Below are 18,690 nucleotides of genomic sequence, written 5' to 3' on the forward strand. Positions count from 1 at the left end.
GCGGGGTGGGCATCGTCGAGGTGCTCGCGCGTGGCGGCGCTGGCGGCGTTGAAGTCCTCGGCCGATCCCGTGCTGTGTTGCTCGAGGTCCTGGAGCATTCCGGACCAGGGTGGCCGACTGTCGAGGAGTGGAGGTCCATCCTTCCGCCTTGGTTTGTTGCCGCATGCGGCCCGGAGATGCGGCGCGAGGATGCCGAGCGCTGGATGGCCTGGTGGCGCACTCTGGGGCCTGCTGACAAGGCCAGGGTGGAATCTGAACGTCGGTGGACTCTGGCGGATTGGCTCTATTGGCTTATGCCGTCGGAGCGCCAGTGGTTCTGGTGGGACGCCAAGGTAGGGCGGGACGACACGCTCCGAGTGTCCATCGAGGTCATGGGTTGGCCGACGGCCCTGGGTGCCCTGGACTGGTTGTTGCGGGCAGCCGGCGCCGTTGAGGTTTTTCACGAGGAGAACTTGCTGCACTGAGGTTCGCTGGCACCGATTAGATCTAGAATAGGCGTAGGCAGGGGGTAGACGGCGTCGATAGGCAGTTCGGCTTGGGCAGCGTCCAAGCGGCCGGAGCTGACATGGCCGCGGATTCGCGCAGCCAGGGGGGTGACGTCCGTGATATTAGTGATCCACTGGTCGAGGTAACGGTCGACCGCAACACCGCAGAGCCCGATCTGTATGGCACGTCGATCGAGCCGAGCAAGGGTCACTGATCTGTCGGGGTCCCACTGGATGCGGACCGGACTGGTGCGCTTGCGCTCCGCCCACCGCTGCCGGCTGGCGTAGGTGCCGGGCTCGTAGCTGCTAAGCACACCGTGGGCGAGCGCCCACTCGAAGCCGTCCCTGGTGATCTGGATTTTCAAGATGCGCTCCTGGCCAGGCTTGGTCGCCCACCCGGACCGGTACATCATCCAGAGAAACGAGGGCTTGATCCAGGTCATCCTCCCGCGCTTGAACGGTGTCACGAACGTCTGAGAATCGACTGCCACGTCGGCTATTTGCCGTGAGTACGCCTGATAAACGGTGATGTTCTGGCGTGTGAAGCTTGCCCGCACTTGCCGGTGTGAGATGCCGGGCCAGCCATCAGTTTGAGTCGCGTGTGACGGGACGGGGCGCGGCTTTGATGATGGTGATGACGGTGGCACATTCGTTGTCAACGTGAACCATCCTAGGTTCGCTGCCGCTTATACGAGCTGCGGTTCTCGATAACGGTCGCGTAGTGGACTGACTCATACTTGGCGGGCGTGGCATAGCCGGGGCTACTGTGCAGTTGCCGGTTGTTGTGTCAGTGGCCATCATAGTGGACTGATCATTACTGTCAGCCGCCCGAACCCGCCCGGCCTTGCCGAAGTCTGACCAGCAGTGATCAGTCGTTGGCAGCGCGGTGGTCGGCGAGGACGTTGTGGACGGTGCCGACGGAGAGCTGGGTGGCGCGGGCGATGGTGCGGATTGACTCGCCGTCGGCGTGGCGGGCGAGGATGATGCGGCGTTTGTCGGCGTCGACGACGCGGGGGCGGCCGCCGACCCGGCCGCGTGCCCGTGCGGCGTCCAAGCCGTTGCGGGTTTTGCGGACGATGTCGCGGCGGCGGTCCTCGGCCAACGCCAGCGCCATGTCCAGGATGAGGTTGCGTTCGGTGTGCTCGCCGGCGGCGATGCCCTCAAGGATCTTGACCGCGATACCGCGGGAGAACAGGTCGTTCAGCACGATCAGGCCCTCCAACAGGTTGCGACCGAGGCGATCGGCCTCCTGCACGGTGAGCTGGCCGCACACTGCCGAACAGGGTGCGGTTTGACCCCCGACGGACCCTTACCCAGCCGGTAGGGGTCCGTTGCTGTCTCAGCCCGTGGCCGGGCCTTCCTCTTCATCGTCCAGAGCGCGTAAACGCGCAAGTCCGTCGTTCAGGCCCCGATGACGGGCGATGAGAAGCCGGTCCCCTTCGCAGCGATCGGAGCCTTCTCCAGTACGTTCGGCCAAGGGGGTCACGACATGTCTAACCGCTTCTTTCTGCTCGCCGCCACGGCGGTTGCCGCGTTCGGCCTGACCGCATGCGGCACCCACGCGTCGCCCGCCGCCTCGGGCCACTTGCACGCCGAGATCGTGCCCATCACACCGCCGGCCGACGCCGCACCGCCGACCGGCACGCCCACCTACCTGGCGACGAAGGTCGGGGAACGAGCCGGAATCAACAACAGGGACGGCAGCAAAGCGGCCGACTTCTGGGTCACAAAGATCAGCGTGGACCCGGAGTGTGACCCCGACGGCCATCGCATGGCGGGCGGCAGGCACACGGTCGTCCTGGACGTCACCGTGAAGACCTACATCGACAAGGTCGCGGGGCAACGCTTAAGCCCGTTCAAGGTCCTGCCCGGCAGGATCAATCCGTTCTCGTTCTGGACCACTGACCGCACCGGCGTCCCGAGACGGATCGAGACGGACATGTGCGTGACGACGGTCAAGGAGCTGCCGTTTCAGTTCGTGCCTGGCCGCACGTACACGGGGCAGATCGCGTTTGCCACGCCGTACAAGAGCGGCAAGCTCCAGGTGACCCAGAGCACTGGTTTCTTCCAGAACAGCACCCTCGGGTGGGAATGGTCGTACTGATCACCCGCTGAACGGCAGGAGAAGGCCACGGTTCGTCGTCGCGCCGGCCGGGGCCTTCTCGCATGTTCAGGGCCGTCCGACTTTTCTGAACGCACCGATATCACAAGATATCGGTAGTAGTGGCTTGACGAAGCCGCCCACCGAGTGGCACGTCAAGTTGGCTTGACGACGATGGGAGCGTCAAGCACACTTGACGCATGGAGTACTTGAAACTGACCGACGCTGGATACTTGCCGCCCGACACCGACGTCGACAAGGTTGTGCGCTCTGGAGACGAGCGCGAGCGGATGGCGTTGCGCAGCACCTACTTCCACCGGCGCCTGGTGCGGCAGATGCTCGAACGCGACGACGCCAACCAGGCATTGTGGGAGCCCGAGCTGGCCGCGAGTGCGGAGGTCACGCCGCTGCAAGCTCTGGAGGCCAGCCACCGGCTCGTCGAAATGATCGCCGGCGGCCGCTGGCACGTGATGCGTGACGCCCGTGAGGCCGGGGACAGCTGGTCGAAGATCGGTGACGCGCTGGGCATGACCAAACAGGGCGCCCAGGATTGGTACAAACGCAAGATCGACGACCAGGAGCGGTTCGTGCCCGACTTCCACGACACCGCCCGATCCCGGGCAGCCCTCGAAGGCGACCGCGCTGAAAGCAAGACCGCCGCCGGAGCCGGGACGATCACCATCAGCGTCCGCGACTCCGACAACGGCCCCTGGCGCGAGATCGCCCGCCACGACGACGTCCACCACGTGCTCGATGTGATCGGCAGCTCGTCGTTCCTGGTCCGCGCTGGCGACTACGACCTCGAACCCGGCACGCCTGTACGAGTGTCCGCTCTCGACGACGCCGGCAACGTGGCCGACTTCTTCCCCACGACCGCGCAGTAGTCCCCACAACACCAAGCAACACCCTGACGGCACACACCGACGTGGGGGTCCGCGACTTGGCCGATGTCACGGCCCGGGCACCGAAAGCACTGGCCACGCGGCGGTAAAAGTCGCGGCAGGGTCGGGAGAAAGGAACCACGCAATGCAGATCCAGATCAGCACGGACAGCAACCTGAGCGGTGATGAGAAGCTGATCCAGTACTTCCAGGCCGAGCTCGAGTCGAAGCTGGCACGGTTCAGCGACCACCTCACCCGGCTCGACGTCCACCTGAGCGACGAAATGGGCGCCGGCACCGATGGTGAAGACCTGCGGTGCGTGATCGAAGCCCGGCCTGCCCGGCACCAGCCCGTCGCGGTCACAAACCACGCGGGTTCGGTGGCCGATGCGTTCAACGGCGCCGTGCGCAAGCTGGAGCGGGTCCTCGAGAGCCTGTTCGACCGCGAGGGCCACCACAAGGGAGGCGAGTCCATCCGGCACAAGACGGAGGACGAACAGAGCTGAACGTCGCTGTGGACACCACCGAGGGGGATCGGCTCCGGCCGAGGTGCGGGCGTAGCTGCATGCCGGCCCGCTCCAGCGCCTCTGCCACCGAGAGCAGCGCCTCGCCATGCGTCTCCGGTCATCCCGCTGGCTGAAGCCGCCCGCCATACCCGCGCCAACGACATCTGAAACCGCCCAGGGGGACGACGCCGAGACGTGGCTGACTCTCGGAGCGGCACGATAAGGCCGAGGTCCGTGACGAGCTGGACTGCGCCCGCGCGGTGCGGACTGGCGTCGAGCCGCCGGCCCCGACCAGCCTCAGAGTTTGCGGGCGACGCCACCGGCGAAGAGCCGCTGGGCGACGTTGAGCAGCTTGAGCCGCGGACCGTCCGGCCACCAGCTCGACCAAGCCCGGCGGCACGAGCTCGAGGTTGTCGAACAGCTCCGTGATCTCGGCGCGCGTACGGGCCGTCGCTCCGCCGGGCGAGCCGTTGCGCACCGCCTCCTCGAGGCTGCGCATCGCCGACTGAACCCACCTCGTGCCCAACGGTTCCGGCGCGACACGCACCGTTCGGGGACCTCGATGAGCGTGCCTTGCTCACCGAGATCTCCGATGATCTCGGCCAACTGCTTTGTCCTGTACCACCCCCGATGGCCCAGCACGCCAATACCGGTGAGCTGGGCCATCACCACCCGCGGGAGCTGACGCGGGTGAGCCGTGTGTCCTGATGTGAAAGGTGTAGCGCCGTGAGGAAGGTTCGACCAGGCAGTAGGCGTGCCGGTGGTCTTGTCGTTGCCACGTCCGCAGTGCTCGCGCTGGTGGCCGGCTGCAACCTGCCGACCGCGTCCGGCGCCTCCACCCAGGACGCAGCGCCTACCTCGTCGACCGGCGACGCGGCCACCGAACTCACGAAGCTGCGGGTCACGCCCGAGGACACCGGCGCGCACTACAACCGTGATGACTGGAAGCACTGGATCGGGCAACCCGCGTTCGGCAAGGGCTGCGATACCCGGGAGATGGTGCTGATTCAGCAGGGTCACCACGACGGCGGCGGCCCGGTCGTGCACGACCCCTCCACCTGCCGGGTCGCCTCGGGACACGGCAATTCTATGCGTCAAGGGCGTTGCCGAGGTCGGAGTGTGGTTCGTGCCCGGCGGTGCCGAGGTCAGAGGCGCCGAACTCGCCATCGTCGGCGGTGAACACCTGGTCGAGGGCGCGGCTACCGCAGAAGGTCGTGCCTTCGCCGCTGAAAGTGAAGCCGTAGTTGCAAAGCGTCGACGAGCTGAGGGCCTGTCTCCGGACGCTGCTGCGACGGGCGATCATACCGTTTTTGAACGGAATGCCGACGGCGTGGTTACGCGCTATCAAACTTGGATCAAGAACGATAGGGCCAATGACGGGTGGCAGAAGGGGCCGAGGTTCCGAGGGACGGGAGGCATCCATGCGAACATGAAGCCACCATTGTACTATCCTAAGGGCAACGGGAAGGAATTCCCGGGAGCCCAAGTTCCTGAAAATATTCCACCGGGGTACCTTTGATGAATGATGAGAAGTCGATACGTGATAGTGCTGCAGTAGGTCAGATTCTGCAGTACTCGTATCCAGAAGTGAATTCTCTCGATCCGGTGTCGTACGTTAGCGAGGTGGGCGATTCCGTACAGGCATTGATATACTCCCGACTCTTTTGGCCTGAACTATTGGAAATCGAGGGAGCTGTATTTGTGGCCCTCTGGGGAGGTGACTATGATTACATTAATGATCGTATTCGAATCCCTGCGCCGAGCAGTGAATGGGCGCCCTTGTCGTGGACAACGGCTGTCGATAGTTTCAATATTTTTGAAGTTGCCCACATTTTTAGGCAAAATAGAGGTACCGCGGAAATAGTTGACAGAGCTAACCGTGAGCTAGGAATGATCTTGGTTCAGTCGTGGAGTGCCAGGCTAAGCGTCAGCTACCCACACCGCGGGTTTAGTGTGCGGTTCGTAGAAGCCGACGAGGAATTGGATTCTCGCGTCGAAGTGTCCCAGGAGCACCCGTCGCTTGTGACGCCGCGTGGATGGAGCGACGAGCGGCGCGCAATCCTTCCATCCGGTGACGACGGCAATAGCTGATGACAGCGTCAGCGACAGGCGCTACACCTACGACGCCGACGGCAACCTCCTGCTCACCAAGGACCCCACCGGCACCACCCTGACGATGAACGACCAGGAGCTGTTCCGCGCGACCGGAACCTCCAGCACGGTCGGGACCCGGTTCTACACGTTCAACGGCGCACCCGTCGCCGAGCGCAACTTCAAGACCGGCCTGTCGTGGTCGATGACCGACACCCAGAACACCACCTACGCCACCGTCAACGCCGACACCCTCGCCGTCACCCAACGCCGGCAGGACCCCTACGGCGTGCCCCGCGGTCCGGCCCCGTCCACCTGGCCCGACAAGCACGGCTACCTCGGCGGATACCAGAACACCACCGGCCTGACGCACCTCGGGGCCCGCTAGTACGACCCGACGACGGGCCGTTTCACCACGGTCGACCCGGTGCTGAACACCGACAGCCCGCAGCAGTTGAACGGCTACTCCTACGCCAACGACAACCCGGTCGGGATGTCCGACCCGTCCGGCCTGTGTCCTTTCCAACCCGACGGAGCCTGCCGCCAGCCCGACGGCAAACTCGGCGGCGGCGACGCCTGCCGTGTCGGTGGCTGGAGCTGTCCGACGAAGGACTCGAACATCTGCGGTTGCCGGGCCAGCCAACAGCATCCCGCCAACAATGGAACACCTCCCTCCGGCGGCCACCAGCAGCCAGGGCAGAAGACTCGCGGCGCGTCAGGTGGTGCAGCGCGCCACGCGTCCGACGATAGTGACGACGACGGAGGGTTCTGGGGGAAGGTCTGGGGCGTCGTCAAGGACGTCGGGGAGGACATCTACGAATACTCCGGCGCCAAGGACGTCGTAGACGGCAGCTTCCAGGACCCCAACTTCCTCGGATGCGTCAAGGGCGTTGCCGAGGTCGGAGTGTGGTTCGTGCCCGGCGGTGCCGAGGTCAGAGGCGCCGAACTCGCCGTCGACGCCGGTGGTCACCTGCTCGAGGGCGCGGCTACCGCGAACCTCGTCGCCGAAGGCGCCGAAGAGGCCGCGACGCCGCTTTATCGAACGTCTCCCATTGAGCGCGGTGACTCGGAGCTCAATGACGGCCTGGACCCTGCGAACTTTCCGCGAACTGACGACGGCTCCTATGATGGGGGGGCACATTTCGGGAACGAGAAAACCGCATCTGAATGGGCTAAGGGGTCAGTTGATACTCACGGAACTGGCTTGAGGGTTGATGTTCCGAATAAGTGGCTTCAAGGACACATCGATTCTGGAAGAATAGAGAAATGGGAGGGTATGACTGAAGAGCACATGGAGTACGTGATTCCCAGAGAGCTGTTTACGGAGTTCAACTCCTTCCCTCGATCCCCCTGGAGTGGCCGGTGATGGACCCTTCTGATCGGCTAGAGAAGTGGCAGCTCGTTCACGCCACTGTCGTAGCCAAGATGCCGTATGGGCTCAGGGCAAGGGTGCCATCGGGAGAGATTGGTGTTGTGGATCGCGTGTTGATCCATGACCTCCCCTTGAGGGAAGCCGAGTGGCCCGGTGTGGGTGCTGAGATCCTGGTGGTATGTGGCGGATATACCAGCGGTGGGCAACTTCGTCTGAGTGCTCGCGAGTCGGATATCGACATCGCGAAGCAAAGGTGAAGAATGCCCAGGAGAAGCATGACTGAGCACCGCAGCTGATTGGTTCTCTCTGTACCACTGGGCCCCGCCGGCATTGTGTCCGGAGGGGCCAGCGGCTGCCTGACAGCAATCGTTGACGCAACGTCAGCGGCACGGCTACACGCAGAAGGCCCCGCGCCTGAACTGCGGTTTTTCAGCGGAATGTTGGTCATCGAGGGCAGCTTCCACGTCAAGACCACTGGAAGTGGCCTCCGGCGGGCGCAGCTCCACGCCCTCCGGCAACCCAGGCGCTGTCCGTTCCCGGAGTGATCGTCCGGGCTCTTACTGTGATTATGGGGACGGTCGTCGGCCTCTCGTTCCTGTTCGGTTTCGGCAACGTCCTCACCCTGGCCCTCAGACTCGGCGTACCTCTGTGCGTTGCGCCTTGGTGGCTCCCGCGGTCGATCTTTCGATCCTTGGTTGCGAGACGGCGTTTGAGGAACATCGGAACGAAAAACGGCGCTAAGCGTGGATCATGGCTTGAGCTGCGGTTCTGGCGTTGACCGGCGGTTGGTGGTGCTGGTGAGGTGCTCGCGGTTCCGCCGCGGTGGGCGGGTTGCAGCAGCAGGAGAGATGCGTTGCCGGTTGAGTTCCTGTCCGACGATCAGGCGTCGGCGTACGGCCGTTTCCCGGGTGCGGGGTTCTCTCGCGCCGAGCTTGAGCGGTACTTCTTCCTCGACGATGTGGATCGGGCGTGGATCGAGCCGAAGCGGCGTGAGCACAACAAGTTGGGGTTCGCGGTGCAGCTGGCCACGGTCCGGTATGCGGGCCGGTTCTTGGATGATCCGCTGGACGGTGTGCCGGTCGAGTTGGTGGAGTACCTGGCCGAGCAGCTGCAGATCGGCGACCCGTCGTGCGTGAAGTCCTACGGAGAACGTGACAAGACCCGGCTGGAACATCTCTGGGAGATCCGCCAGGCCGATGGTTGGCAGGAGTTCTCCGAGGTTGAGGCCGAGCTGGGCGAGTGGGTCGAGGGCGGAAGTGGAACGGGACGCCGAGCCCGCCAACCGGATTGAGCGGCCAGGGGCGATTCGGCCGCCGATCGTTCCGGAAGTCGTTCCACAAGTTATGTTCCGGAAATGGAGTACGGTGACGACTTCCGGTACGGTTCAGTCATGGGAACCAGCGATCGGCACCCTGCGCGCGGGCTCGACCTCGGCTATGCCCGGGTCTCGACCACCAAGCAGAGCCTGGAACGTCAGCGCGCCGCGCTCAACGAGGCGGGTATTCCCGACGAGCGGCTCTACGTGGACAAGAGATCCGGGGCGACGGTGGACCGGCCCGGCCTGGCCGAGCTGCTCAAGTACGCCCGCGACGGCGACACCATCGTCGTGCACACCCTCGACCGGCTCGGCCGCAACCTGCGCGAGGTCCTCAACCTCGTCCACGACCTCGCCGAGAAGGGCATCGGCGTGCGGTCGCTGGCCGACCCGCTGCCCATCAACACCGCCGACGAGGGCATGGGCCGCGTCGCCTTCCTGCTATTGGCCCTGTTCGCCGAGATGGAACGCACCTACACCGCCGAACGCGCCGCCCACGCCCGCGCCGTCGCCGAGGCCGCCGGCCGACAAGTCGGCCGCCCCCTGGCCCATCCAGCCGACAAGATCGAGTACGCCAGGCTGCTCAAGGAACAAGGCGGCAGCTTCGGGCAGATCGCCGCCAAGACTGGCATCCCCAAGACCTCCCTGCACCGCTACCTCGACACGCCGACCACCACCGGGTCCGCTGGTGAGTAAGCGGAGATACGTGGCCAGGGGCGTGCCCGGCGGCTACCGAATCTGGGACAACAAGGGCCGCCGATGGTGGGGCGACCTCTACGAGCACTGCCCCGACGACCTGCTGGCCGAGTTGAACGGCCACGCGAGCCCAGAGAAGATCACCGCCCTGCTCAAGCGATACCGAGCCCTCAAACGCTGAACGGCGCCCCAGGAGACAACCCGTGCAGACGACTTCAGGCATCAGTGCAGACGACTTCGGAATCTGACAGATCAGCCGCATGTGTCTCGCAAACGATCGTCCGCGAGACACCTGTGGCTGATCGGCGTTTCCGCAGGTGGGATCTGTAAAGGTTGCCGTGTCCGGCGCCAACGTCATGTTCTCGGGGGTTTGCGATACGGCCTGGACCATGTGGATCGGCTTACGGACACCTCCATGGGGTCGACCTACCGAGCGGGCCTGGTGGGTAGGTCGAGGAATGCCAACAGCCGCAGGACTCCGGCTAGGTGGTCGAGGTCGTGCCAGAGCGCGACCACGTCGTGTGGTCCGCGCTGGGCAGCGGCGGTCACTTCGGCAAAGTCGTCGCTGCTCTGGCCGCAGTCGAGGTGCGCTTCGGGGCCTTGGTGGATGTCGAACGCGGCGGCCAGGTCCACGTTCCAGTAGTAGTCGATGGGCACGTCACCGAGGTTGATCTGATCCCCGAATCGGCGCTGTATCTCGTCCAGCAGCAGGGAACAGGTCCGGCGGAGGTCGGCGAGTTTGAGCACTGGGTTTCTCTGCGTCACGCGCATCATCGTTCTACTCGCCTCCGGCAATCACTGCGTCCATGTCCGTCCCGGCTGGCATCGCCACCGCGGAGACCCGCTGGCACGTCACCCCGCCGCCGCAGCCGTGATGATCTCCAGTTCGATCGCTCTGCCGCTCGCGTCCGGACCGCGATGACCATCGCCGACCAGCTGCACCAGCTGCGCGCCGAGCTGGTCGTCACCGACAGCAGTGGATACCGGCCCGTCGGCGGGCTCGCCGCGAAGTTCGAGAAGCCGCACTCCCTCGCCGATCAGCTCGGCCACAACATCGTCGACGAGCCTGAGGAGGGTGCCGACCAATGACCCTCATCCGGCCGAGGAGGATCACCCGTCAGCGCACGCGCGGCTGGCGCAAACCCGCGGCCGCGGTGATCGTGGATCGGACCAGCCGCTGGGGCAACCCTTTCACCGTCGCCGCGGCGCTGGCCGCCAGCGAAGACCAGGCGCGGGCGTTGTGCCGCGAGCAGTACCGGCGGTGGATCACCGAAGCAGTTCCAGGCCAGCCAGACGTGCTGGGCTCGGGCCGCCGCACCTTCGATCGGCGGTGGGTTCGCGCACACCTTCACGAACTACGGGGCCGTGTCCTGTGCTGCCCGTGCCCGGCAGGATCGCCCTGCCACGCCGACGTGCTCGGCGAGCTGGCTGACTTGTGCGCGTAACGCGCGGCCACTACCTGATCGACGTTCTTCCTGCCGCCACTCAGCCGCACCCGAATCCAAACCGCCGAAAGCAGTCGGTGGCCTCGCGGGTCCAGACCTGGAGAATCTCGTCGCCGAAGGCGGCATCCTGATCGACACCAGAGATCTGTTTAAGGCTCAGCGCGACGTCGCCGCCGGCGCCGTGGATCGCGACGCAGTCGCGTGGCGCTGCGCTCGGCGACCAGCCGCTGGACACACGATTCGCAGGCCGCGGTTGACGAGGAACCCACTTGATTCCCACCTCCGGGACGACTTCGCTGACGAACCTCAGTCGATGACACAGCATCGACCGCGCACCCATGGAAGTGAGACCTGGTGAAGGACCTGATCAGCCCGAGCACCCGGGGCCTGTTCCGACAGTTGATGACGGACAGCACCTGGGGTGAGATCGTTCGGGCTTTCCAGGACGAGGGCTTCGCCAGCAATCCGAACAGCACGTACGCGGACAGCAGCGTGCGTCGCAAGACGACGCAGGAGTATCTCGACTCCGTGGACTGGACCGATCCCGGTCACGTCGCCCGTGCATGCCGGGCCTTCGAGACCCTGCTGGTCGGATGGGACGACACGCCTCACCTTCTACGCTTCTACGCTTCTACGCTTCGCTGCGGCGGGACGGCGCAGTGGTCGAATTCCCTGGTTCAGGGCTGATCACTCCGCCCGAGGGAGCAGGGCAGCTGCGGCCGTTGAAGTCGCTGGCGAGTCTCCGTGATCCCGCTGCGATTTTGGAGCAGCTCGACCGCATTCAGCGTGCTGTGGACCATGACGATCCCGCGCAGGTCATCGGCAGTGCGCGAGAGCTGATCGAGAGCACGGCGAAGGTCGTGCTCACCGAACGCGGTCGGTCGGTTAACAACAAGGACGACCTTCCGGCGTTGGCTCGGCAAGCGCAGGAGGCGCTTGGCTTACAGCCCTCGTCCAGCACTCCTGGGCCCGATGGGACCGACGCGGTCCGCAAGATCCTCGGCGCCGCGATCGCCATGGCCACAGGGATCGGTGAACTGCGCAACCGCGGATACGGCACCGGCCACGGCCCCGCGAGCGCGCGCGTCGGCCTGCGGGCCCGGCACGCGCACCTGGCCGTCAACGCCGCCGTCACCTGGTGCCAGCTCGTGCTGGACACCCTCGCCGACCCCGAAGCGCCCTGGCGTAAAAACCCCTGACCGAACCCACGCCGAACACCGAACCGAGAGGCCAGCGCGTCGTGACGGAGATTCGCCCGGTCGACCTGCCCGAGATCAGGAACCAGATCATCGCGTGGTTGGACGAAGCTTCTGCCGCTGAGCTTTGGTACAAGATGGCCGCGGCCGGCCACTACGACTGGGTGTCCGGTCGAGCCAGCACCGAGCCATCCACAGCGGGCAGCGTGTTTCGGGGAGCCGAGATCCTCCGGCTGCAGAACTCCACCTTGTTCTACGTGGCTGCCGACATGGTCGAGCTGGCCACCGTCGCAGCGCGCTCCATCCCGGATTTCCAGCTTGCGCCGGAGGATCTGCCCTCCGAGGCCGGATTCATGGCGTTTGAGCGGCCCATTGCATCGAGCGAGCTGGGTGATGCCGAGGTCGGGATCACCGCGGTCTGCTGGGCTCGGATACCCGGGAGAAGCGAGGCGGTGCTCGGGTCGATCTACTTCCTACTTCGACCGGGACGAGACTTCTCCGGTCTTCGACAAGATCACGCCGAACCGGCGCGTGGCCGAGACGGAGCCGCGGCTGGTGTACGGGCACGGTGGTGAGTTCACCTGGGCGTTTGGCGACAACGAAGGTGCGGCGCCGGGAGCGCAGTTCATGAGGGCCCTGGCTCCCAGGCTGCGGGCTGCGTGGCTGCTGATGCAGCAGCCTCTGGTAGGTACCAGTGAGGTGCAGCTCCCGCGCCCGACGCGCCGGCGGTTGCAGCGGGACGGGCACGAGCCCCCGCCGGTCCGGCTCGTCGAGATCCGTCGCCCGGAACCCGTCGGCGGCGGGACCGACGTGGCCGCCGACCGTGGCTACCACCACCGATGGATCGTGCGGGGCCACTGGCGCCAGCAGTGGTACCCATCGCGGCAGGTGCATCGGCCCGTCTGGATCGCGCCGCACGTGAAAGGCCCGGGCGACGCTCCGTTGCTCGGCGGCGACAAGGTCAATGTCTGGAAACGCTGAGCCTTCCCAGGCTCAACGGCGGCCGAGCCGGGCCAGTGAAAAACCGACTGGTGAGAACCATCAGTCTGCGGTGGTGGCCAGGGAGGCGAAAGAAGCTGTCGTGGCCTGGCGAGCCGGACCTGCACCGCGCCTGACCCATGACGTGGCCTCGTTATCCGGCCTGGGGCGGGTTGTGGTCATGAACGAGACCCGCGCAAGCTCAACCACCGGTGGGCGGTGACCTGGTCACAGGCCACACGTGACACCCCTCGACCTTCGGCGTTGCCCGATGGGGACGGGATCGTGGCAGCTGTCGCAGTTCGGCGATCGCGCGCACGACGGTGGCGTGCACGCGGCACACACGTAACACAGCGTGTCGGTGATCTGCCTCCATTGCTCCCGAGCGGTAGGGCCTATGCGTCATTCAAAGCGCCGAGCGAGTATCCGGCCGTGCGTTTGTACTCGGCGAGGATGCGGTCGAGCTCGGATTCGGTGATCACATTGCCGATGTCGTCGAAGGGGCGGTCGCCGGTGCGTTCGTAGACTTCGCGCAGGATGGCGTCGGGCGGGTTGGTGCGGTTGGCCTGCACGACGGCGGTGGTGGCGGGGCGGCGGAGCTGCTCGTAGGCGGCGAAGGCGGCCGGGATCTGCGAGTGGGTGCGCAGCGCTTCGGCGAGGGCGGCGGCGTCGAGGACGGCTTGACCGCCGCCGTTGGAGCCGCGGGGGACCATCGGGTGGGCGGCGTCGCCGAGGAGGGTGATGCGGTCGGTGCCCCACCAGGGAAGGGGGTCCTGGTCGACCATGGGGTACTCGAGGATCGAGTCGGCGTCGCGCATGAGCGCGGGTACGTCGAGCCAGTCGAAGTGCCAGTCGGCGAAGTGGTCGAGGAAGTCTTCGACGCGGCCGGTGCGGTTCCAGTCGCGGTCGGCGTGTTGCGGGGTCTCGATCTCGACGACCCAGTTCACGAGTTGCCGTCCGGCCGCGTCCACGTTGTCGCGGATGGGGTAGACGACGAGTTTGCCGGTGGCGAGCCAGCCTGCGCGGATCATGCTGGCGCCGGACAGGATGGGCTCGTGGACGGTGACCCCGCGCCACATGTTGTAGCCGGAGTAGACGGGCGCGCCTTCGGCCGGGTGCAGTTGTTTGCGGATGGCCGAGTGGATGCCGTCGCAGCCGACGACGGCTGTCGCGCGGTGGGTGGTCGTGGTGCCGTCGGGGTGCGCGAAGGTGAGGGTGACGCCCGTGGCGTCTTCGGCGGCGTCGACGCAGGTGTGCCCGGTGACCAGTGCGTCGGGGCCGAGCCGGTCACGGACCGCGCCGGCGAGGATCGCCTGCAGGTCGCCGCGGTGGACGGAGAACTGCGGCCAGCGGTAGCCGGCGTTCAGGCCGGTGGGCTCGGTGTGGATGAGCTGGCCGAAGCGGTTGAAGAACACCGATTCCCGCGTGCTCACCGCGGCCGAGGTCAGCTCTGGGAGGAGGCCGAGGCGGTCGAGGTGGCGGGTGGCGTGGGGCAGGAGGTTGATGCCGACGCCGACGGCCGAGAGCTGCGCCACCGATTCGAACACCCGGCACTCGATGCCGGCCGCGTTGAGTTCGAGAGCGAGAGCCAAGCCGCCGATGCCTCCGCCGACGATGGCGACGGGCACGGTCGAGGACATGGGTTTCTCCGTTCAGAGCCAAGGGGGAAGCGTGGGGAGTGGGCCGTTGAGTTCGGCGCCGGTGCTGCGACCGGTGAGCCATCCGAGCAGTGCCGGTGCCGGTCCGCGGATGGTCGTCGACGGCGAGCCGATCGTCCACACCTTGTCTTCGGCGATCAAACGGAGGCCCGGAGCGCCCGGCTTACGGTTGAACGCTGTCGCAACGTCGGTCAGCAGCGCCGTTACCAGATCGGCCGGCAGGTCGGCGAACGTCGGCTCGCCGGCCAGGTCCACGAGGTGGATCCACACCTCACGCACGCGCAGCCACGGGACGTCGGTGGCCGGGATGTCCCGACCGAGGGCGCTGCGGACGCGGGTCGCCCAGGCGTGGTCCGGGAGAGCCTCGATCGCGTCGGCGTAGCGTTTGTCCGCCGAGAGCAGATCCTGGCGCAGGTCGGCGAGCGGCTGCGCGGCGCTGGCTTCGATGTCGCGGGTGCGCTGGTCGACGTCGGCGTACATCGGGTTCGGATGGCCGGTCGCGGCCCAGTCCAGCAGGTTGACGAGCGCGTCGGCGTTGCGGGCCAGATGAGCGACGAGGTGGGTTCGGCGCCAGCCGGGCAGCGCACACGGTTGGAGGAGCTGCTCGTCCGACAGTGCTGCGACGGCCGCTTCGAGGCGAGCCGTGCCGTCGTGTTGCCAGGCGAGCAGCCGGGAGAGATCTGGCGTCACGACGGCTTCTCCGCGCGGCAGCGGTTATGGCATTCGCCGAGTCCTTCGATTCGGGTGGTGACGAGGTCGCCGTCGCCCAGGCGGACAGGTGGTTTGCGGGCGTGGCCGACACCACCAGGTGTACCTGTGGCGATGAGGTCGCCGGGTGCGAGCGGCAGGATGGTGCTGATGTATTCGATCAGTTCGGCCGGGCCGAACACGAGGTCTGAGGTGGACGCCGACTGCATCAGCTCCCCGTTCACCTCGCAGGACAGCTGCGCGGGCGCGAGGTCGCCGGTCACCAGGTAGGGGCCGACCGGGGTGGTGCGGGCGAACGTTTTGCCCTGCAGCCATTGTGCTGTTCGGTATTGCCAATCGCGCGCCGTGACGTCATTGAGCACCGTGTACCCGGCAATGGTGCCGCCCGGGCCGGTGACGAGCGCGAGCTCGGCTTCCCAGTCCATCGCGTCGGAGACCTCGGGCAACACGATGTCGTCGTACGCCCCGATCAACGCGGGCGGGAACTTCGCAAAAAGTGTGGGGAACTTCGGAAGCTCCCGTCCCATCTCGAGGATGTGCCGGCGGTAGTTCAGGCCCACGCAGAGGATCTTCTCCGGGCTCGGTACCACCGGGGCGAAATCGAGGTCGGAGACGGCATGGGTAGGACCGTCGACCGTGGCACGGTCGAGCCAATCCTCGTGCCGCAGCAAGGCGCCCAAATCGGGCTCGCCAAGTTCCACGGCGTGGTCGTCCTCCACCCGCACGGCGGCGGTGCCGGTGGGGGTGCGGATGGTCGCGAGTTTCATGAAATCTGGCTCCGGTGCAGGCGCAGGGCTTCGTAGACGGGGGCGTCACTGAAAGTGAACAGGTCGAGGTCGGTGTATGCCCGGAAGGAGAGTTCCTCCCATGACGGCACGGCCACGAGGTCACCGGTGGCGATCTCAACCGTTCGCTGTCCGAACCGGACTTCTCCCTCGCCGGAGAACACCTGCCATACCGATGAGCCGACGGTACGGGTCACCGGTGTCGCGGTGTCGGCTGTGAGGCGGTGCATTTCGGTGCGCAGGCTGGTGAGTGCGTCGCGTCCGGTGGCCGGGTTGGTGAAGCGGATCCCGGCGTGGCCGGGTGCCACAGCGCCGGCGTGGCCCGCCGCGGCGAGCTCCAGCTGGGCCGCCAGCGCGGAGTCGGTGTGCTGCCACCGGTAGGCGGGCAGTGGTGACACTGCAACCTCGTCGTCGATCCCGGCCAGCGGACGCAGGCCCGGGTGAGCCCACAGCCGTTCGCCGCGCGACTTGTCGGGCGTACTGGTGTCGGCGACGGCGTCGGGGCCGAATTCGAAGAATCCGGCGTCCAGACTGGACACCAGGGGGATGTCGAGGCCGTCGAGCCAGGCCATCGGCTTGTCGGTCGGGTTGTGGTGTTCGTGGAACGCCCAGCTCGGCGTGAGCAGCAGGTCGCCGCGGCGCATCGCGACCGGGTCACCGTCGACGACGGTCCACACGCCTTCGCCCTCGACGACGAACCGGAAGGCCCCTTGGCTGTGCCGGTGGGCCGGGGCGACCTCGCGTGGTCCGAGGTACTGGATCGCGGCCCACAGGGTCGGAGTTGCGTGGGGCAGTCCGGGGAGTCCGGGGTTGGCGAGCGCGATCGCGCGACGCTCGCCACCGCGGCCGACCGGCACGAGCTCACCCGCGCGTTCGGCGATGGGGTACAGCTGCGTCCACCGCCAGACGTGCGCCTTCGCGGCAGGCTGCGGTGTGAGCGGCATGAGGTCTTCGCGCTGTGTCCACAGTGGAAGCAAGCCGGCGTCGGCGAAGTCCTCGTAGAGTCGGTCGAGTGCTGGGTCCGTAGCGGTCACGCGGGAACTCCTTGCTGTGGTTCGGTCGCACCGACGGTGCGAGAGGTGCGATCGGTGACGAAGGACGTGCTGACGATTGCGAGTGCCGCGGCGATGGCGACGGCGAAGAACAGCGCCGACGTGCCGCCGAAGGCACCGAGGAGCGACCCGCCGATGGTCGGGCCGACGATGCCGCCGACGCGGCCGAACCCGAGCATCAGGCCCGCACCGGTGCCGCGGGCGTGGACGGGGTAGGTGATGGCGCAGACGTTGTTGAGCAGGAACTGGCCGCCGATGATGCCCAGCCCGGCCAACGCGATGGCGATGATGTCGATGGCCGTGCCCCCGGCCAGCGCGATCACGATCGCGGCGACGACGCCGAGCGCGCACCACAACATCAGGCTGCGGCGCGCGCCGAGCCAGCGGTCGGCGACGAACCCGCCGAGCAGCGCGCCGATGATCGACGTGCCCTGCAGCACCGCGCCGAAACCGAACCCCGTCGCGAAGCCGTGCCCGCGCTCGATCATCAGCTCCGGCGTCCAGGCAGAGAGGCCGTAGACGTTGAACAGCAGCAGGAACGACGAGACCCACAGCGCGATCGTCCGCACGCGGTAGCGCGAGGACACCACCAGCTTCAGGTCACGCGCCGGGGGCTCGGCGGCGATGAGGCCGCGGGATTCGTACACCGCCACGCGATCGGGGCGGATCCTGCCCAGCAGCCGCAGCGCATCGGGCGTCCGGCCGTGGGACACCAGGTACTCGACGGATTCCGGGAACACCGCGAGGTAGATCAATCCGAGTACCAGCGCGCCGCCGCCGACGTAGAACAGCGACTGCCAGTTGCCGCCGCTGGTGAGCGACACCCCCAGCACGGCGGCCAGCACCCCGCCCAGCGCGAAGCCGGTGCCGCCCAACACGGCGAGGCGGTGGTGCACCCGGTTCGGCAGGTACTCGTTGACGTAGGCGGTGCCCAGCGGCAGCAGCACACCCAGGCCGAGACCGGTGAGCGCGCGCAGCGTGATGAACGACGTGTAGGACGTGCCGAAAGCGCCGGTGAGCACGCTGAAGAAGCCGGAGACGAGCAGGCCCGCGATGAGCGTGGGCCGGCGGCCGATGCGGTCGGCGATCACGCCGTGCACGACCGAGCCGACGGCGAAGCCGATCAGGCCGGAGGAAACGAGGAAGCCGACTTGGCCCTCGGACAGGTGCCAGGGCTTCGCGACGAAGTGGATCACGTACGAGGGGATCAGGGTGTCGTAGCCGTCGAACATGGTCGCGAGGGCGACCAGGCCGACGAGCAGCCAGTGGAACGGTCTGAGTGGCGCGGCACCGAGTTCGGTGCGCACGTCCGGAGCGGATTCGGTCACGGGAACCTCCCGGGCAACGTTGCCCCGTGGATTTCGGATACCGGGACCGTAACCGCGACCTTCTTCCACCAGAATCGACTTGTCGTACAATTCT

At 66.5% G+C, this 18,690-nt stretch carries 24 protein-coding genes and 1 pseudogene; 16 read left to right on the forward strand and 9 right to left on the reverse strand.

Going from position 1 to position 18,690, the window contains the following annotated elements:
- Nucleotides 1-5: 5 nt before the first annotated feature.
- On the forward strand, nucleotides 6-464 hold the full coding sequence (locus I6J71_RS15405; protein WP_204095335.1) for a hypothetical protein: 459 nt from the start codon (nucleotides 6-8) through the stop codon (nucleotides 462-464).
- Here I6J71_RS15405 and I6J71_RS15410 read toward each other — a convergent pair.
- Nucleotides 440-1,042, reverse strand: coding sequence for a DUF4291 domain-containing protein (locus I6J71_RS15410; protein ID WP_239154853.1), 603 nt, complete (start codon nucleotides 1,040-1,042; stop codon nucleotides 440-442). The genes I6J71_RS15405 and I6J71_RS15410 overlap by 25 nt on opposite strands.
- A 311-nt stretch (nucleotides 1,043-1,353) precedes the next feature.
- Nucleotides 1,354-1,758, reverse strand: coding sequence for a recombinase family protein (locus I6J71_RS15415; protein ID WP_204095336.1), 405 nt, complete (start codon nucleotides 1,756-1,758; stop codon nucleotides 1,354-1,356).
- Nucleotides 1,759-1,974: 216 nt separating this feature from the next.
- On the opposite strand from I6J71_RS15415, the gene I6J71_RS15420 reads away from it, so the two are divergent.
- The 9 genes and pseudogenes from I6J71_RS15420 (at nucleotide 1,975) to I6J71_RS15455 (ending at nucleotide 9,627) form a co-directional block, all read left to right on the forward strand.
- Nucleotides 1,975-2,589 (forward strand): hypothetical protein, encoded by a 615-nt coding sequence (locus I6J71_RS15420; RefSeq protein WP_204095337.1) that lies wholly within the window; start codon nucleotides 1,975-1,977, stop codon nucleotides 2,587-2,589.
- A gap of 197 nt (nucleotides 2,590-2,786) precedes the next feature.
- Nucleotides 2,787-3,470 carry a hypothetical protein gene (locus I6J71_RS15425; protein WP_204095338.1) on the forward strand — a complete coding sequence of 228 codons (684 nt, stop codon included), beginning with the start codon at nucleotides 2,787-2,789 and terminating at the stop codon, nucleotides 3,468-3,470.
- Between the two features lie 142 nt (nucleotides 3,471-3,612).
- Nucleotides 3,613-3,972: an HPF/RaiA family ribosome-associated protein gene (locus tag I6J71_RS15430; RefSeq protein WP_204095339.1), complete on the forward strand. Its 360-nt coding sequence runs from the start codon at nucleotides 3,613-3,615 to the stop codon at nucleotides 3,970-3,972.
- 786 nt (nucleotides 3,973-4,758) lie between these two features.
- The gene (locus tag I6J71_RS15435) at nucleotides 4,759-5,151 is read left to right on the forward strand and encodes a hypothetical protein (RefSeq protein WP_204095340.1); all 393 of its coding nucleotides are present in this window, start codon (nucleotides 4,759-4,761) and stop codon (nucleotides 5,149-5,151) included.
- 892 nt (nucleotides 5,152-6,043) lie between these two features.
- The gene (locus I6J71_RS48210) at nucleotides 6,044-6,451 is read left to right on the forward strand and encodes a hypothetical protein (RefSeq protein WP_239154855.1); all 408 of its coding nucleotides are present in this window, start codon (nucleotides 6,044-6,046) and stop codon (nucleotides 6,449-6,451) included.
- A gap of 12 nt (nucleotides 6,452-6,463) precedes the next feature.
- Nucleotides 6,464-7,429: pseudogene (locus I6J71_RS15440) on the forward strand (hypothetical protein); the annotation flags it as partial.
- A gap of 808 nt (nucleotides 7,430-8,237) precedes the next feature.
- A complete protein-coding gene (locus I6J71_RS15445) occupies nucleotides 8,238-8,726 on the forward strand; it encodes a DUF4158 domain-containing protein (RefSeq protein ID WP_204095341.1) in 489 nt (162 codons plus the stop codon).
- Nucleotides 8,727-8,825: 99 nt separating this feature from the next.
- Nucleotides 8,826-9,446, forward strand: a complete 621-nt coding sequence (locus I6J71_RS15450; RefSeq protein WP_204095342.1) for a recombinase family protein — start codon at nucleotides 8,826-8,828, stop codon at nucleotides 9,444-9,446.
- Nucleotides 9,439-9,627, forward strand: coding sequence for a hypothetical protein (locus I6J71_RS15455; protein WP_204095343.1), 189 nt, complete (start codon nucleotides 9,439-9,441; stop codon nucleotides 9,625-9,627). Before I6J71_RS15450 ends, I6J71_RS15455 begins: the two co-directional genes overlap by 8 nt.
- A 245-nt stretch (nucleotides 9,628-9,872) precedes the next feature.
- Here I6J71_RS15455 and I6J71_RS15460 read toward each other — a convergent pair whose 3' ends face one another.
- Nucleotides 9,873-10,211 carry a hypothetical protein gene (locus I6J71_RS15460; protein ID WP_204095344.1) on the reverse strand — a complete coding sequence of 113 codons (339 nt, stop codon included), beginning with the start codon at nucleotides 10,209-10,211 and terminating at the stop codon, nucleotides 9,873-9,875.
- A 153-nt stretch (nucleotides 10,212-10,364) separates the two neighbouring features.
- Between I6J71_RS15460 and I6J71_RS15465 the strand changes: the two genes are divergently transcribed.
- The gene (locus I6J71_RS15465) at nucleotides 10,365-10,535 is read left to right on the forward strand and encodes a hypothetical protein (RefSeq protein WP_204095345.1); all 171 of its coding nucleotides are present in this window, start codon (nucleotides 10,365-10,367) and stop codon (nucleotides 10,533-10,535) included.
- The gene (locus tag I6J71_RS50725; RefSeq protein ID WP_204095346.1) at nucleotides 10,532-10,891 is read left to right on the forward strand and encodes a DUF4326 domain-containing protein; all 360 of its coding nucleotides are present in this window, start codon (nucleotides 10,532-10,534) and stop codon (nucleotides 10,889-10,891) included. The genes I6J71_RS15465 and I6J71_RS50725 overlap by 4 nt, the downstream gene beginning before the upstream one ends.
- Nucleotides 10,892-10,931: 40 nt before the next feature.
- Here the strand turns inward: I6J71_RS50725 and I6J71_RS15475 are convergent, their stop codons facing one another.
- Nucleotides 10,932-11,126 (reverse strand): hypothetical protein, encoded by a 195-nt coding sequence (locus I6J71_RS15475; protein WP_204095347.1) that lies wholly within the window; start codon nucleotides 11,124-11,126, stop codon nucleotides 10,932-10,934.
- Between the two features lie 119 nt (nucleotides 11,127-11,245).
- Between I6J71_RS15475 and I6J71_RS48215 the strand changes: the two genes are divergently transcribed.
- The 4 genes from I6J71_RS48215 to I6J71_RS15490 all read left to right on the forward strand — a co-directional run bounded on the left by I6J71_RS48215 (nucleotide 11,246) and on the right by I6J71_RS15490 (nucleotide 13,068).
- Nucleotides 11,246-11,578, forward strand: coding sequence for a hypothetical protein (locus I6J71_RS48215; RefSeq protein WP_239154859.1), 333 nt, complete (start codon nucleotides 11,246-11,248; stop codon nucleotides 11,576-11,578).
- A 74-nt stretch (nucleotides 11,579-11,652) separates the two neighbouring features.
- On the forward strand, nucleotides 11,653-12,090 hold the full coding sequence (locus tag I6J71_RS15480; RefSeq protein WP_239154861.1) for an abortive infection family protein: 438 nt from the start codon (nucleotides 11,653-11,655) through the stop codon (nucleotides 12,088-12,090).
- Between the two features lie 41 nt (nucleotides 12,091-12,131).
- Nucleotides 12,132-12,662, forward strand: a complete 531-nt coding sequence (locus I6J71_RS15485; RefSeq protein ID WP_204095349.1) for a hypothetical protein — start codon at nucleotides 12,132-12,134, stop codon at nucleotides 12,660-12,662.
- Nucleotides 12,619-13,068 carry a hypothetical protein gene (locus tag I6J71_RS15490; protein ID WP_204095350.1) on the forward strand — a complete coding sequence of 150 codons (450 nt, stop codon included), beginning with the start codon at nucleotides 12,619-12,621 and terminating at the stop codon, nucleotides 13,066-13,068. The genes I6J71_RS15485 and I6J71_RS15490 overlap by 44 nt, the downstream gene beginning before the upstream one ends.
- A gap of 392 nt (nucleotides 13,069-13,460) precedes the next feature.
- Here the strand turns inward: I6J71_RS15490 and I6J71_RS15495 are convergent, their stop codons facing one another.
- From I6J71_RS15495 to I6J71_RS15515, 5 genes are read right to left on the reverse strand one after another with little or no spacing between them, the layout of a single operon-like run.
- On the reverse strand, nucleotides 13,461-14,705 hold the full coding sequence (locus I6J71_RS15495; protein WP_204095351.1) for a flavin-dependent oxidoreductase: 1,245 nt from the start codon (nucleotides 14,703-14,705) through the stop codon (nucleotides 13,461-13,463).
- Nucleotides 14,706-14,717: 12 nt separating this feature from the next.
- Complete coding sequence (locus I6J71_RS15500; RefSeq protein WP_204095352.1) at nucleotides 14,718-15,413, reverse strand: maleylpyruvate isomerase family mycothiol-dependent enzyme; 696 nt, start codon at nucleotides 15,411-15,413, stop codon at nucleotides 14,718-14,720.
- Nucleotides 15,410-16,198, reverse strand: coding sequence for a fumarylacetoacetate hydrolase family protein (locus tag I6J71_RS15505; RefSeq protein WP_204095353.1), 789 nt, complete (start codon nucleotides 16,196-16,198; stop codon nucleotides 15,410-15,412). Before I6J71_RS15505 ends, I6J71_RS15500 begins: the two co-directional genes overlap by 4 nt.
- Nucleotides 16,195-17,250 carry a cupin domain-containing protein gene (locus I6J71_RS15510; RefSeq protein ID WP_239154864.1) on the reverse strand — a complete coding sequence of 352 codons (1,056 nt, stop codon included), beginning with the start codon at nucleotides 17,248-17,250 and terminating at the stop codon, nucleotides 16,195-16,197. The genes I6J71_RS15505 and I6J71_RS15510 overlap by 4 nt, the downstream gene beginning before the upstream one ends.
- On the reverse strand, nucleotides 17,247-18,596 hold the full coding sequence (locus I6J71_RS15515; protein ID WP_204095354.1) for an MFS transporter: 1,350 nt from the start codon (nucleotides 18,594-18,596) through the stop codon (nucleotides 17,247-17,249). The genes I6J71_RS15510 and I6J71_RS15515 overlap by 4 nt, the downstream gene beginning before the upstream one ends.
- Nucleotides 18,597-18,690: the final 94 nt, after the last annotated feature.

Source organism: Amycolatopsis sp. FDAARGOS 1241, assembly GCF_016889705.1.
Taxonomy (GTDB): domain Bacteria; phylum Actinomycetota; class Actinomycetes; order Mycobacteriales; family Pseudonocardiaceae; genus Amycolatopsis.